General features: G+C 43.7%; 10 protein-coding genes. 2 read left to right on the top strand and 8 right to left on the bottom strand.

The window, feature by feature from the left end; translation table 11 throughout:
- Positions 1 to 117: 117 nt before the first annotated feature.
- Positions 118 to 249: a hypothetical protein gene (locus tag QZ918_RS02515; RefSeq protein ID WP_293152510.1), complete on the bottom strand. Its 132-nt coding sequence runs from the start codon at positions 247 to 249 to the stop codon at positions 118 to 120.
- 9 nt (positions 250 to 258) lie between these two features.
- Positions 259 to 1191, bottom strand: a complete 933-nt coding sequence (locus tag QZ918_RS02510) for a glycosyltransferase (RefSeq protein ID WP_293183324.1) — start codon at positions 1189 to 1191, stop codon at positions 259 to 261.
- An 861-nt stretch (positions 1192 to 2052) separates the two neighbouring features.
- Here QZ918_RS02510 and QZ918_RS02505 point away from each other — a divergent pair.
- Positions 2053 to 2574, top strand: a complete 522-nt coding sequence (locus QZ918_RS02505; protein WP_293152504.1) for a photosystem I assembly protein Ycf3 — start codon at positions 2053 to 2055, stop codon at positions 2572 to 2574.
- 186 nt (positions 2575 to 2760) lie between these two features.
- On the top strand, positions 2761 to 3042 hold the full coding sequence (gene gatC, locus QZ918_RS02500) for an Asp-tRNA(Asn)/Glu-tRNA(Gln) amidotransferase subunit GatC (protein ID WP_293128462.1): 282 nt from the start codon (positions 2761 to 2763) through the stop codon (positions 3040 to 3042).
- Positions 3043 to 3288: 246 nt separating this feature from the next.
- Here gatC and QZ918_RS02495 read toward each other — a convergent pair whose 3' ends face one another.
- The 6 genes from QZ918_RS02495 to QZ918_RS02470 all read right to left on the bottom strand — a co-directional run bounded on the left by QZ918_RS02495 (position 3289) and on the right by QZ918_RS02470 (position 15366).
- Positions 3289 to 4569 carry a glycosyltransferase family 4 protein gene (locus QZ918_RS02495; protein WP_293330669.1) on the bottom strand — a complete coding sequence of 427 codons (1281 nt, stop codon included), beginning with the start codon at positions 4567 to 4569 and terminating at the stop codon, positions 3289 to 3291.
- 421 nt (positions 4570 to 4990) lie between these two features.
- Positions 4991 to 5716, bottom strand: a complete 726-nt coding sequence (locus tag QZ918_RS02490; RefSeq protein WP_293330667.1) for a class I SAM-dependent methyltransferase — start codon at positions 5714 to 5716, stop codon at positions 4991 to 4993.
- A 199-nt stretch (positions 5717 to 5915) separates the two neighbouring features.
- Positions 5916 to 11285, bottom strand: a complete 5370-nt coding sequence (locus QZ918_RS02485; protein WP_293330665.1) for a glycosyltransferase — start codon at positions 11283 to 11285, stop codon at positions 5916 to 5918.
- Between the two features lie 114 nt (positions 11286 to 11399).
- Complete coding sequence (locus QZ918_RS02480) at positions 11400 to 12920, bottom strand: methyltransferase (RefSeq protein WP_293330663.1); 1521 nt, start codon at positions 12918 to 12920, stop codon at positions 11400 to 11402.
- Between the two features lie 15 nt (positions 12921 to 12935).
- A complete protein-coding gene (locus QZ918_RS02475; RefSeq protein ID WP_293330661.1) occupies positions 12936 to 14348 on the bottom strand; it encodes an ABC transporter ATP-binding protein in 1413 nt (470 codons plus the stop codon).
- Between the two features lie 169 nt (positions 14349 to 14517).
- On the bottom strand, positions 14518 to 15366 hold the full coding sequence (locus QZ918_RS02470) for an ABC transporter permease (RefSeq protein ID WP_527250380.1): 849 nt from the start codon (positions 15364 to 15366) through the stop codon (positions 14518 to 14520).
- Positions 15367 to 15405 lie beyond the last annotated feature (39 nt).

Here is a 15405-nt window from a genome sequence, read left to right as displayed (position 1 = left end):
ATATCTCACGCATTGCCCCACGTATTTTTGTTACTGCTGTTGGGGGAAGGGGGAAGGGGAAAGGGGGAAGGGGTAAAGAGTACAGGACTTACGCAAAGACTCTATCTGTAGGGTGCGTTACCTCTGGTAGCCGATCGCCAACGCTACTAATAGTGTGGGTGCGTACTTTGTCTTTGCCAATATCACGATCGCTATTTTCTGGCGAGCATCAAGCGGTAAACTGGCTGCGACTGATTGGCTCGGGCTCATCCTTGTAGATTATACCCAGGTTTTTCCTAAGTTCCCTCTGAAACCATCATAAGTTCCGCGCAGACAAGCCCAAATTTTCAATCTTCTTGATAGGTTTTCTAATAGCAAGATTTTAATAACTAAATTAATCATAATTTTAATTCTATGAATACTAAACATAATCAATAGTTTGTTCTCCATAGCGAGACTAAGTTCGACAAAGGTGTTATTCCTGCATCGGTAGTAGTAACGCAACGGAGAACAATTCAATCGCATTATTTTTATTTTAGGATAAAATAAGTTAACTTCTTGAGTCTCTCCAAATCGTTGTTTTAGAACAATATTTCTATTGACAAATATAGAATAATTTTGTTTCTTTAATTTTAGACAATATTCCCAATCAACTGCTTCAATAAATAAATTTTCATTAGGAAAGGGAGTATTGTAAGCGGCTTGAATGGAAATAAGAGAGCCTGCTGTAATAACAGCATCACATTTATAAATTTCAGGGATTTGATCGTTTATAAGAAATTGTTTTAGTTGATACTTATCTAAGATCATTCCATTCCATTGTTGTCCTGTGACTCTATCAACGGGAAGTGGAGCAATAATTCCAATTTTTTGATGAGCTTCTTTGAGATTATCATAGGTTTCAATTAATCTTTTTAAAGCATCTGGTGAAGGTTCAGTATCTTGATCGAAAGTCCAAATAAAATCAAATTCATTTTTAATAGACCATTCAATACCCACTCGTAAACCGCCAGAAATGCCGATGTTTTGGGGATAAGATTTGACGATAATAGATTCGTCTAATTCTTCAGGAGACAACAAAACATGAGGCGAGTTATCGACTATTAAGATTTTCTCGATAGAATAAGTTTGACACTTAAGAGAAGCGATACACCGCTCAAGGGCAGTTTTATCTGAATAGGCGGTGATATAAGCAACAATACGATACGACATTACCTAATTAATACTTCCAACTTATTTTTACTACAAATGAATACAATTACCCCTACTGCCTGATCCTGCTTGAAAAATTAACATTTTTTACGCTGGAATAGTCTGACATTACCATGCTAATTAGCAATTGTCAACAACTGTCTCAAATTGTTGTTGGATCTGAAAAATATCTCCATGACAAGGAGTATCAGGCAGGACTTCTTTCTGACCTGCTCTCAATCCCGTCCCGACATCAGCAATGGTGAAATCTGGCTGAAACCCCTGCGCCATCGCATCTAGCAAATGCCAACCCCAAGACTGATTGGCTCGGACTCATGCTTTGGGGGGCGAATTAGGACTAAGGCGACAGCCTTCACCTTACACCGATCGCTCGCAAACTGTTACCCTCAATTGAACCGTACCCTACTTTTTTCCCAAAAGCTTTTCAGTGTTGGCTGAACTTTCAATAGTTCGGACAGTTTTTTTAACGACTCTGTAAGTCGTATCGCGAGTAAGCCATGGCATTTTTAATGATTTTTTGAAACGAGCGGGCTAGACTTAAAGATTGAAAAAATAGTCAGCCCTATAGCCATCAAGGGTTTGAGATACTCGATGAGATCTAAAATTGTCCGAAGTATTGAACTTTGAAAACTTAATAAAAGTTTAAATATGTAAAAAAAATATGTTTTTTTTGTAAGTCTTGCAATAGTTATCTACAATAGAATAGATAGGACTTGCGCGTGTTGTCAAGTTTGTTCTTGTGTCTCACAAGTCTTTTTCGCATCCTCAGCACAACTCTCAACTAAAATTGTTGTGCAAGTATTCATAGGAAAACTTTACCCGCTAATTTTTGAGATTAGCCACTAACCAAAAGAATCGCATATGCCAAGAACTCAACGCAACGATAACTTTATTGACAAAAGTTTCACGGTAATGGCTGATATCATCCTGAAGATTATGCCCGCGAAAAAGAAGGCGAAGGAAGCTTTTGCTTATTATCGGGATGGTATGTCGGCTCAAGCTGATGGCGAATATGCTGAAGCGCTGGACAATTATACTGAAGCGCTGAAGCTGGAAGAAGATCCTTACGATCGCAGTTATGTATTGTACAATATGGGTCTGATCCATACTAGCAACGGCGAACACGATAAAGCTTTGGAGTATTACAGCGAAGCGCTTGAACTGAATCCCAGAATGCCGCAAGCGCTGAACAATATTGCTGTGATTTACCACTATCAAGGGGAAAGGGAAAAGGAAGCTGGCAATGTTGAAGCGGCGGAAGGGCTGTTTGACAAAGCTGCGGATTACTGGAAGGAGGCTATTCGTTTGGCGCCGAACAATTACATTGAGGTGCAGAATTGGCTGAAGACGACAGGGCGATCGCAAATTGATGTGTATTTTTAACTATGATGAGAATGGGGAATGGGGAATGGGGAATGGGGAATGGGGAATGGGGAATTGATAATAGTTAGTAGTTAGTAATTTGGCTAATAACAACAAATAATCAATGCCTTATTCCCAATCCCTTCTTCCCAATGCCCAATTCCCAATTCCCAATGCCCAATTCCCAATTCCCAATTCCCAATTTTTATGATTGACAAAGAAGAAGTTCGGAAAGTAGCAAATTTAGCCCGATTGGAATTAACGCCGGAAGAAGAAGAGCAGTTTACTGGTCAACTGAACGGTATTTTGGATTATTTTGAGCAGTTGAGCGAACTGGATACGAGTAAGGTAAAACCGACAACTCGGGCGATCGATGTTAGCAATGTTATGCGATCGGACGATTTGCAACCTTTTGCTAACGGCGAGAGTATTTTGGCTGGTGCTCCCGATCGCGATGGGGAGTTTTTTAAGGTTCCTAAAATTATGTAGAATTCCCGCTGCGTACCTGACTCGATCGCCCCTTAATAAGCGGGGCGGTTTTATTGTCGTCATACAAATTAGGTACGTTGTTGGGCTTTAGCCCTCTTTATAATATTCGGAAAGAGGGCGCTTTACGCAAATAGGTACCTGACGATTTTATAATCTTCAAACAAATTAGGTACGTTGTTGGGCTTTAGCCCTCTTTATAATATTAGGAAAGAGGGCCCAAGCCCAACTACGTACCTTAAGATCGCACTAAATTCTCACTCCAAAAGATGCGGCCAATTCCCGTTCTGGCTGCGTACCAACTGTCGGCGGCATCGATCGACTTGCAACCTGCTCGATCAATTGTAACTGCTGCGGTAACATATTAGCTAAACTGTAGCGTTCTAGGGCGGTTTGACGGGCCTTGACGCGAATTTCTGCCATGCGGGTAGGATGATCTAAAACTTCGTCAATGCGATCGGCTACTTGTTTCGGCGAGAAGTAATCGACGATTAAACCGTTTTCTCCATCGCGGATAACTTCTCTCACCGGGCCTGTATCGGAACCGATTACTAAACATCCTGCCGATAGAGATTCAATCATCGACCAAGATAGCACGAAAGGTCTGGTTAAATAAACGTGTACGTCGGATGCTTGAATTACTTTTAAATACAGTCCGTAAGGTAGCGGCCCGACAAAGTGGACTCGCGACATATCTAGCGGCACTTTTTTGAGCATATGGTCTTTGTAAGACTCGCCGTTTGGTAAAGAACGGCCGTAACAAACTCTGTCTGAACCAACAATTACAACGTGACAGTTGGGGCGACGTTCTTGCACGTAGGCGATCGACTCAATGAACTCTGGAAAGCCGCGGTAAGGTTCCATTCCCCGCGATACGTAGGTGACAATTTCGTCAACGCCGGACAAATCTAAGTTCGGTAAAATTAGTTTAGCACCGGGATCTGGTTTAAAGTAATCGGTGTCTACGCCGTCGTGGAGTACGGATAATTTTTGTTGCAATTCTGGCGGGAATTGCGATCGCTGCCAATAAGTCGGCGACAAACCCCAATCGCAAGAATATAAATCGATCAGAATCGGCGCATTTTTGATTCTAATTCTCGCCATGTCGTCAACGCTTAAAGGTTCCGCCGGATCGAAATCTGCGTCGGAACCAATGGCGTGATAAAACCACTCGAAATAACACAAAAGTGGCGTATTTGGAAAAGCTTCTTTGACAAATAGTGTCGGCCCCCAACCGGAATGTCCGCAGATTACATCGGGTACAAAACCGTCAGCTTTGAGTTGTTCGGCCATTCTAAATACGGCTTGTCCGTAGATGACGGCACTTTCTAAAGGGCGCACGTATTGGTGAGTCTGGGCGTTGGGTTCGCGGCTGGGGGTAAATGCTGCTTTGCGAACTCCGGGAATGTCCCATTCTGGACGCTCGTTTTTAGTGCCGAAAACAATTTGATTTTTGGGATTTGCGCCTAAAGCCGTGATAATGTGGCGGTATTGGGCGGGGAAGTTGGGGTGGAGAAATAATGCTTTCATTTTAGAAGGAAGAGGGAAGAAGGAAGAGGGAAGAAGGAAGAGGGAAGAGGGAAGAGGGAAAGGAAGGAGCTCAGTTTTGTAAAAAGCATTTTTTTATTATAGTGCGAGCTTAAGAGCTCGCGTGTCATACAATACGCGAGCTCTTAAGCTCGCACTATAAATGCAAAACACAGATGCTCCCGAGGGAAGAAGGAAGAATAACAGGATTCACATGATGTTCGATCGATTAGTTATAAGCTGTAGCGCATTTAAATTGTATATTTTGGGCGGGCGGTACACCCACGCCACAAGAGGAAAAATTGTTTTTTTGACACACAATTTAAATGCTATTCGACTTAATTCCAGCAGGTGCGAGACTGCTTGAAAAACATCGCTGTCAACTGTCAACTGTCAACTATCAACTGATTAACGCTGTCAACTGTCAACTGTTTAACGGGGCTTTGCAAATCCAGACGCAATCTCGCGGTACTGAAGATGTATTTTTCAGGAGGATTTCGTAGTTTAAATGGTTGAGAAATTTTTCCATAATTGTATCGGTCATAATTGAAAATGCCGTGCCATCTCTGCGTCCCAGCAAGTTTTTGTCCCACTCGCCGGCGAATTTTTGCCACCCTAATTCGCTGAGGATATTGCCATGGTGGAAGACGCAAAGGCGATCGCCCCGCAGCAGTTTTGGAATGCGAGTTAGGTAGTTGAATATGTCTACGGCTTCTACGTGTACCATGGTATCGTAGCAAAAGCAGACATCGGCTGCACCCTGGGCGATGCCATCTAGCGTTAAACCGTCGAGTTTGACGTAGGAAACGCGATCGACTCCCAAGCGCGATCGGGCTGCTTGCAGCATTTGACTGGAAATATCGGCGCAAATTAGGCGATCGCAATATTTCAGCAACAGCGAACCAGTTTTTCCGCCACCGATACCAATTTCTAAAACCGTATGTTCTGGTTTGATGTACGGTGCAATAAATTCTTGTTCGATCAGCGCTTCGTATTCAGCTAAGGAGTTGGCCGCACCAGCAGCTTTCCCGATCCATTCGTCGCCAATATGCGAAAGTTGGGGATTAGTTTCTTGCCACTGTTGGGCGTAACTGTCCCAGGCAGTTTCATAATCTACTCTTGGGCGATCGGTCATTTGTTCATCATTCATTTTTGATTGTTTTATAGTATAGATGTCGGGATTTTCAATATGTTCCACAATTCTTCGTTTCTCGTTCCCCTGTGCTACCAATTATATCAAATCCGGTCTTAATTGGAATAATTCATCTCTCCATTCTCTCCCTCTGTGTCCTCTGTGTTCTCTGTGGTTTAATAATTCCGGTACAGCCAGATTTGATATTACCAATTAATTAATGACTGCTGAAATATGCTTCGCAGAAAATGTCTGCATAAGCTTGAGTCATCTCCTCAAAAGTATTCAGTGAATCCAAGACATATTTAGCATTTCCCGCCAACTGCTGGCGCAAAGATTTATCCTCCAACAAACTAATCAAAGCTGCCAGTAATTGATCCGGACGATCCGGCGTATAAAACAAACCGTTAATTCCCGGCCTCACTTGTTCCTTAATTCCAAAAACTGGCGATGTAATAATTGGTAAATCGCAGGCCATCGCTTCCAAAATCACTCGCGGAAAACTTTCGACACGAGAAGTGCAAACAAAAATATCCGCCGCTTTGTAATATTTTCCTGGTTCCCCAGTTTCCGGGACTACTGTCACCCTTTGTCGCAACTCTTCCGGCAATGCGTTCACCATCTCGGCTAATTTATTGCTGTAAATACTCGGCCGATCGCCCACAATGAAACACCTAATCTTATTGTGCCATTTCTCAGGCAAAAGTGAAAGCGCTTGAACTAAATCTTGCTGGCCTTTCCGTTCGCAAACAGTTCCCAGCAGCAACAATACCACATCTTCTGCTGCCACACCTAAAGTGTTTCTAGCATCTTCTGAATTCTCGGAATTTTCCAGTTTGCTCAAATCTAAGCCGTTGTGAATCACTGTAAAATTGTGGTGGCTGTTGAGAGGCAAATACCTGTCCCGCGTTGCATCCGCCACAAAAATTAACTTGTAAGGAAAGCGGAAACATTCCAAAGCTCTCGCCGCAATCTCCGAACCAAACCTGTTAAAATAAGTTTGCCAAGGTTCGCTTTCGTGCACGTTCCACACCGCCGGAACTCCGATTTGGTGCGCCGCATCAACTACAAAGAAGTTTTCTAAAGTATTGGCATAAATTGCGTCTACTTTTAAACTTTCAATTTCCTTGCTAAAACTGCGGATAGCTTCATCGTAAGCATCGCGCTGGTAGATGTGTTCGAGGGGATTGTTTCGCACTATTACTTCAATTCCCTGTTGTTCGTAAGCTTGGCGCAGGGGGCCATCTGTGGCGCAAAGTACGATCGGCAAAATCACACCCTCAGCCGCCAATTTCACCGCAATCTCGTACTGATGCAGCGGCGCCCCCGTGAAATCCAGCGAATTGCTGCACATCAAAACCCTAACACGATGAATCAGATTGCCCGCTGCTGCTACCAACAAACCAGAATCGAAAACCTTCTTATTAACATCCGCTACATCCGCTACAAAATCCGTTGCCGAACCTTCTTCCTTCATAAAAACCCGTCGGGGTTGAATATGAAAATACTCATCTTCTAAGGACAAATGAGGACTGTAAAAACTGTCATTTTTCCCCGCATACTTGCGTCGAAAAGACGCAATTTCTTGAGGATTGTCAGTAAAACCTCTCGAAGTTCCCTCTTTGTGCAACAACTCCGCATCGGGACAATATACACATCGATACCCCCGTTCTAACAATCGATATCCGTAATCGACATCATTGTAAGCAACAGCAAAATCATCCTCATCAAAACCGCCCAATTCTAAGAACAATTGACGGGGAGTAATCGTGCAAGCAGCAGTTACCGCCGAGTAATTTCGCGTTACCATCGCTTGAGAAAGATAGCCTCGATTCTCCTTATCCATCAGCTTAAAAGCGTGACCGGCCAAACCGTGATGGAGGCCGTGAATTACTCCCGCGTGCTGAATTCTACCGTCGGGATATAACAGTCGCGCGCCGACTGCACCCACGCCACGAATTTGAGCGTATCCCACCATTTGACTCAGCCAGCGCGGGTTAATTGCTTCAGTATCGTTGTTCAAAAACAATACATATTCGCTGTCAACTTGCTCGACGGCGCGGTTGTTGATTGCTGCAAAACTAAACTTGCCACCAGGATTTTTGATTCGCAAAACTTGGCAAGTTAATTGCTTTAAATATTCTAGAGTTTTCGGATCGTCGCTTTCATTGTCGATGACAGCAATTTGAAAATTTTTGTAAGTTGTAGTTTCCAGAGAATCCAAACAGGCTTTCAGCAATTTCACCTGATTTTTAGTAGGAATAATTACCGTTACTGACGGGCCGTCATCCGGGAAATCCTGGGCAAAGATGCCCAAATTTTCTTTGGTAGCCCAGGCGTGCTGAGCGACATTGCCGTTGATTTGGCGGCGGTTTAGTGCGTCTTGGATTGCTTTTTGACCTGCGCCAAAACTGGATGGTTTGGCAGCCCCAGATATGGCTGTAGAACCGGGTGCAGTTCGCCAATGATACAGCACTAGAGGCAGGTGCGCGACGTGGCGACAAATTTCGGTTGCTCTTAAGGCAAAATCGTAGTCTTGCGAGCCTTCAAAACCGATTCGCAAACCGCCTATTTCTTCAAAAATCTGTTTTCTGACGGCGCACAAATGACCGAGATACATATAGGAAAGCAGCAGTTCTGGCGACCATTGGGGTTTGAATTGTGGGGCGAAACGGCGACCTTTGGTGTCGATTTTGTCGTCATCTGAATATAGAAAATCGGTGGTTGGATGGGTGGCAAAATATAGCGCGACTTCGCCTAGGGCGTCGGGAGTTAGTTCGTCGTCGTTGTCTAAAAATAGGATGATGTCGCCTGTGGCGAGGGCGGCTGCGCTGTTAGTTGCGGCGCTGATGTTGCCGTTTTCTGTGCGAAATGTGATGCAAATTCGATCGTCCTTTTCGGCCCAATTTTTCAAGGTGTCAGCAACTGTAGCGTCGGTACTACAGTCGTCAGCGATGCAGAGTTCCCAGTTTTGATAGACTTGATTGATTACACTGTCGATCGCACTTTCGAGAAAATCTATCTGCGGATTGTACACTGGCATGACCACCGAAATCTTTGGCAGCGCTTCCCCACAGGATTTTAACCGAGAAATCAAGTAATCGCGCGATCGCACATTCCACTGATTCACCTCCAACCAAGCGTCATACCTATCAATCGGTTTCGGCATCACAAAACCCGCAGGAGGTAGCAAATCCCCCGGCGCAGTCAACTGTTTCTGCTGTTGGTAAATCTTCCCCAACTGGCGCATCACCTTGACAATTTCCCAAGGCATCGGCACAATTCTGCCCAGACGCTGTTTTCTCTCCCTCGCCCGCTGCCGGATTGCCTCTACAAAACTCGAAAACTCCTCAAATTTATCAGCACTTCGCTGCCAAATATGGTAGCGCCGCACAGTCAATACTTGTGGCGCTTGAAAAGACAAAATTTCCCCGGTATCTAACTCAGCTTGCAGCGCCACGTGCCATTCCCCTGGCGGCAAATCGACAAGTGCCTCAAAGCCGCTTTCCGAACTGTTAACCCAGTCGGGAAACACTTCGCCGACATCTTTTCTCCGCAAACCGTAGGCGCATTCTACAGAAATATCGCCGCACACAAAGCTTAATTTAGCAATTTTGCGATCGTGGTGACAGCACCAACCTGCAAACAAAATTTGACCCTGACGCTGTTCCCACACCACGGGTACATCTAACGATGCTTGAATCGTTGAAACCAACAGCGGATAAGTTGCCAAAAGATGCCAATTTCCGCCTGCTTCTTGGGCTTCTAGTATTACTTCGTGCCGTCCGGCAGGCGCTTGCAATTCAATAGTAAAACCCGCTTTCCTCGCAGCAGGAATATTAGAATGTGCTATCGCTATATCGCTTCTTTCTATGCCGTAAACGCCCGAAAATATTTTGTCATCAATTCGGACACGCACTGCTTTAATCTCAATCTTTGTGTTAAATACCCAGCCCACAATTAGGACATTAGAATCGCTAATTTGCCAAGTAGTGGGTTGGTCTAACGAAAAAATATATTTCGGAAAAAGGTCACGAATACGGCGCTGAAAACCCCACAAATTTTCTCGGAGTTGCCACCAGTCAGAAGCTTTGATTGCCTCAATTTCTGCCCGCACTCTTTCTGTTTCCTGGCGCGACTTTTCTAAGTCTTCCCGACTTTCATTTAATTTTTCTTGAGTTTGACTCTGTATAGTTTCTATCCACAGTAACTCAGCTAATTTCTGCTGCAGTTTGAATTCTTTTTCTTCGTATTTTACCTGACTCTTACCTAATTCTGCTTCTAATTCCAAGACTTTTGCTAAAGCTGTTTGAAATTGCGATTCTTTGCCGGCAAGCTGTACCTGAGTTTGTCCTAATTCTGCTTCTAATTCCAAGACTTTTGCTAAAGCTGTTTGAAATTGTGATTCTTTTCCGGCAAGTTGTACCTGAGTTTGTCCTAATTCTGTTTCTAACTTCAGGACTTTTGTTAAAGCTTCTTGAAATTGCGATTCTTGACCGGCAAGCTGTGCCTGAGTTTGTCCTAATTCTGTTTCTAATCCGAGCAGTTTTGCTAAAGCTTCTTGAAAATTTGATTCTTTGCCGGCAAGTTGTACTTGAGTTTCTCCTAATTCTGTCTCCAATCCCAACACTTTTGCCTGGGCTTGGTGAAATTCTTCTTGCCACTGTTTGATTTCGGAATTGCTGGTTTTTTGCTGTTTTTCCAGCAAGCGGATTTTTAGCCAATCTTCAAAAGGGCCGACAGAAGATGCTGGAAAATGAATAATTTTATCGCTGGCAGAATTCGATTCGCTGCCCAGATTGCCAGCTTGGGTTTCCAAAACTTGATATAGTTCTAAGGCTTCGGGAAAATATTGTTCTATTAAACTCGGTCTGTGACTTTTGACAATATCGTTTACTAATAAAGATTCTTCAAAATTGTCGGCAGGTATCGCACCTAGGTTAACATTAAATTTTTCGTTGACTCGATCGATAAAAAGTTCGGGAGTGTTGCCGATCGGGTAAACGTTCGCCAGCAGACAGCGATCGGGAAAACGTTGGTACAATTCTAAGACTTTTTGGTTGTAGTGAACCCACATTTTTACAGCCATTTGGGGATTTTGCAGCAAGCTGACATCGGTTCCCCGGCGGTACAGCGAATCGACGACTTCCCAGGGCGATCGATAAACACAGATGAAATTGGCTGTGGGAAGCAAATTTAGCCAAAAATCCCAAAACAAAGCGGTTCGCGGGTCTTTCCAGCCCCAATGGTTGTCAGTTTGTTGGTTTTGGTCGATCGCCCGTTTGGCAATTTCCACATATTCCGCTGCTACCGGAATCGTTTGTTCAAACGTACAGCCGAGTTCATCTATGCCGTGCGATCGTAAAACACTCTTGTGAAACTCAACAAAATCAACATTCTCAAAATGACCTTTCACATTTCCCACCGCCGGGCCCACCAACTGTTTACCAATATCAACTCCGACTTTCTGAAACAAAGAAGCAGTTAAAGATGTACCGGAACGGTGCATTCCAGTAACAATAAAAACCGACGGTTTGCTGTCATTCATACTCACAATTTCTCTCCCTCGCCCTAATTCCCAAACCATTTTTACTCGCTACACTATTTACCCCAAAATGCAACTTTAGGTAATATCCCAACACTTAGTCTATCATCTCTAGCAATCTCCAATCCCCAATCTAAAATCTAAAATGGTCTTCTCTTATTCTCCCGCTAACCCGATCGCTCGCCTGACATGAAACCACGTGCTTCTCAGCTTCCAGAACTTGCTACTTTCCATAGCCACAACTCGACATTGCGATTGCTGTAGTTCTTGCTTGACATTCATCAACTGATTTTCTGTCTTCTCCAACTGCATTTGCAGAGATACTAACAGACTTTGAGCTTGTTCTAACTGCGAGTGAACTGAAATTAATTGATTTTGACTTTCTTCTAACTTAGTATGAGATTCTTCTAACTGAGTTTCAGTAATCATTAACTTACTTTGACTTTGCTCCCATTCTATCTTAGCCGCAGCTAACTGAGTTTCCAGCAATTGAAGCTTGAGTTGAGTAGATCCCAATAAAGAGCGCGATTGCTTTTGTCTTACCAGCGATTGTACAGTGCAAGTTTCCAAAATCCATGTCAAACCATAGTTATTGATTGCTTTAACAGTTAACACATCCTGCGGCGCAACAGAATTTTTCGGTAAATAACAGTTCCAACCAGACTGCAAAGCCACATCAGTTTCAAAGTGTCCGGCCACATCCGGGCGATTGTAAAAAGGCTCGCACCTCTGCACAAACTCACCGTTTACCAGCACTTGCAAATCCTCAATTTTACCGCCCCCATTCAGATCTGCCGCCCATCCTTCCAGATACAAATTCTCCTTATTTGTAAAAGCAGCAACATCAACATATCCTTCCGGGTGTTGATTGAATTTCAACTCCGAAAAATCTCTAGATAGTTGATTGGTGACAACATACAAATCCTGAAACCTGCATATACCTTTTTCGATGCGGTGAACAAAAGCCTTACCTGCGCTAACTTTATCGACAACTTCTCTGACAAACTTTTCAGTTACATAAGTTGTGCCGTATTCCTCCTTATCCAAAGACTGACTTTCGCTCAAGGCGCTGAACAAAATACCACTAGCAGGCATTTCTACATTAGGAGCTCGCAAACACTCATCGTGAACGCTGAACATCAAAATGCCGTTAGGAGTCAACAAATCGTACAAATTTTGCAACCAACTTGTAAAAGTTCTTTCCGGCATATGGCTGAAAAAAGAATTAGCCAAAATGCAGTCAAATTTGCGATCGATTAAATAATTTTCTGGTTTGCCAGTCGAAACAATACCGCTAACGCCGAAGTATTCAGTTTGAAACTTAACCGCATTAGCATAAATATCAGAAACCCAAACTTGTTCCGGCGGTATTTCCTGAATCAAAAACCGTGTAAATCTACCGTAACCGCAGGCAAAATCTAGAAAAGACGGTACATTCTCAAAACTGCCAAAATGCCAATCCACAACCTGTTTAACCGTATCCAGGATGCGGCGCCCCAGCGAATAATAGCGCACCAAAGCCCGATCGCGATCGTCCTTGACATTGCTCAACGCAAACAAATACATTTCATCGTTTTCGCAGATATTTAGTTTAAAATCTTCGGGAAACTTAGCTTGCTCTCGAATAAATGCTTCGATAACCGGATTTTGGACTAAATCTAAATTGCTCTCGCTCATTGTTTTCACAGAATTTTAGATGACTTCGGTTGACGCCTTTTTCACCAGAGAATCAGAATTAACAACAGTTAAACACGGTTCTATCAGCAAGTCAACGATGCCGTTACCGCAGGACTCTGTACAAGACTGAACTCTAAACATCGCCACATCAACGCAGCGATCCAGATAAGTTAAATCCTCATCTACCGTTCCCACAACCCCCGCATTCAAAAAATAAACCCCAGGATTTAGCAAACATTTAAACTGAAACTTCACGACAATTGTCGTTCCCGCTTCCACATACCTAACCGACTGACTGGAAGCCTTTAAAGAAGCACCAGCTAACTCAAAACCGCTAATCGTTTTAATCAACATTCCAAACCTCACTTTGGAAGTTGACCGTGAAAAAGTGACAGAGTAAGTGTAAACATAATCTTGACGACCAATCAAGTGATTTACCACAGTTCCCAACCGAGTCTCGATGTGGGGGTTGATAATTTCCGCTCCGCGAGACGGATACCTTACCGTATTCGACGGTATCATCCCCGGATCGTAAAATTCATCATAATGTTCCTGGGATTTCGAGTGATATTGCTCCGCTTTCACCTCCGTCTTTGTGCTTTCTAAATTAGCATCCTGAAGATTGTTGTCACTTTCTTGCTTTGTGAGTTGATTTAGCGATCGAATATCTGACTTCAGCCCCAACACTTTATCTGGATCTGCATAGATCAACTTTTGATACTTAGAAATTACCACCTTCGGCGTGTGAGCGAGCAGCAATTCTCCGCTATCCATTAAAATTGCTGACGTACAAAGTTGCACCACCGAAGTAGCAGCGTGAGAGACAAATAAAATCGTGCCGCCACCTTCTTGAATGCTTTGCAAGCGGGCAAAACACTTGCGCTGAAAAGCTTCGTCACCTACCGAAAGTGCTTCGTCAACCACCAAAATATCCGGTTCGACGCTAGTCGCAACAGCAAAAGCCAGCCTGACAAACATACCGCTGGAATAAGTTTTGACTGGCTGTTCGATGAAATCTCCAATATCAGCAAAAGCAGCTATTTCATCAAACTTTGCTTCAGTTTCTTTTTGACTGAATCCCAGTATTTGAGCGTTGAAGAATACATTTTGCCGCCCGGTAAATTCCGGGTTAAATCCGCTTCCAAGTTCCAACAAAGCGGAAATTCGTCCTTTCACATCCACGCTGCCGGTGGTGGGCGTCAGCGTCCCCACAATTATTTGCAAAAGAGTGCTTTTTCCCGAACCGTTGCGCCCAACAATTCCCAGAGTTTGTCCTTGAGGAATTTCTAGATTGATGTCGTGGAGAGCCCAAAATTCGTCAGCGAGTTTTTTGTTAGGGTAAATAATTTCTTTTAAGCGGTCTCCTGGACGATCGTATCGCTTAAAGCATTTAGAAACATTTTTTAGTGAAATTACATTTTCTGTCATCCGATTTTAGATTTTAGATTTTAGATTTTAGATTGATATTATGTCCGCTCACTAAAAATAGGTTCGTAGTGAGGACTTTAGTCCTCAGATTTTTATGAGGACTAAAGTCCTCACTACAAACCTTTATTGGAATTTTAGATTTTAGATTGACTTGCGATCTCAAATAAGTTTACAGCACGTCAGCAAAAGCGGGGCGCAAACGGCGGTAAACGGCAAAACCTGCACAAAATACAGCAGCAGAAATCAGGGTGGCGACGCCCCATTCGCCCCAATGCTTGACTTCTCCAAGCAGTATCAAATCCCGGTAAATTTCGGAGATGGCGGCCATTGGATTGAGCCAAAATATCCACGATCGCCATTCTTCAGGGATGATTGATGCTGGATAGACGATCGGCGTCAAATAAAACCAAAAATTTAGAATAACACCTAATGTCTGAGGAATGTCTCGCAAAAACACTGTCAAGCCCGCTGTCAAATATCCCAAGCCGGCTGTTAGCAGCAACTGAGGCGCCCAAACCAGTGGCAGCAAGCATAAAGTAGCGTTAAGCTTTTGCGTGGACACTGCTACGATCAAAATCAAAGCTGCTAAACCGAGAGAACTTTCAATAAAAGCGGTCAAAATCGGCACTAGCGGCAGCAAACCGAGGGGAAATACCACTTTTTTGACTAAATTTGGCTGCCCCACCACGGATACTCCCGATTTAATCAAACCGCTGGTGAAGGCACTCCAAGGCAATAAACCTGCAAACAGCCAGACTCCAAAGGTAATGTCACTGTTTTCGGGGAACCCTGCAAGTTGGAGCTTTACCTTGAGGACGATCGAGAATACATAAGTGTAAATCACCAATTGGGATAGCTGATTGAGCAGCGGCCACAAATTGCCCAGAATGGAGCCTTTGTATTGAGATTCCAAGTCCCGGCGCACTAATGTTGCCAGCAGATTCAGCTTTGTCCACCGTTGGCTGCTTGCGGGCATCCTGCCGCGAGCCGATCGGGCTTTTTGGGCAACTCCTTTCACCGTTCTCAGCAATTTTTTCGCCCTCGTTCACTAACCTTC

This window comes from Microcoleus sp. CAWBG58, assembly GCF_020883045.1.
Classification (GTDB): Bacteria; Cyanobacteriota; Cyanobacteriia; order Cyanobacteriales; family Microcoleaceae; genus Microcoleus.
Note: the sequence above shows the minus strand (reverse complement) of the source record. Positions and strands in the feature narration are given on the sequence as shown.

Excerpts from the sequence above, each read along its gene's own strand:
- QZ918_RS02515 (WP_293152510.1), bottom strand. The coding sequence starts at position 249 with ATGAGCCCGAGCCAATCAGTCGCAGCCAGTTTACCGCTTGATGCTCGC.
- QZ918_RS02510 (WP_293183324.1), bottom strand. The coding sequence starts at position 1,191 with ATGTCGTATCGTATTGTTGCTTATATCACCGCCTATTCAGATAAAACT.
- QZ918_RS02505 (WP_293152504.1), top strand. The coding sequence starts at position 2,053 with ATGCCAAGAACTCAACGCAACGATAACTTTATTGACAAAAGTTTCACG.
- gatC (WP_293128462.1), top strand. The coding sequence starts at position 2,761 with ATGATTGACAAAGAAGAAGTTCGGAAAGTAGCAAATTTAGCCCGATTG.
- QZ918_RS02495 (WP_293330669.1), bottom strand. The coding sequence starts at position 4,569 with ATGAAAGCATTATTTCTCCACCCCAACTTCCCCGCCCAATACCGCCAC.
- QZ918_RS02490 (WP_293330667.1), bottom strand. The coding sequence starts at position 5,716 with ATGAATGATGAACAAATGACCGATCGCCCAAGAGTAGATTATGAAACT.
- QZ918_RS02485 (WP_293330665.1), bottom strand. The coding sequence starts at position 11,285 with ATGGTTTGGGAATTAGGGCGAGGGAGAGAAATTGTGAGTATGAATGAC.
- QZ918_RS02480 (WP_293330663.1), bottom strand. The coding sequence starts at position 12,920 with ATGAGCGAGAGCAATTTAGATTTAGTCCAAAATCCGGTTATCGAAGCA.
- QZ918_RS02475 (WP_293330661.1), bottom strand. The coding sequence starts at position 14,348 with ATGACAGAAAATGTAATTTCACTAAAAAATGTTTCTAAATGCTTTAAG.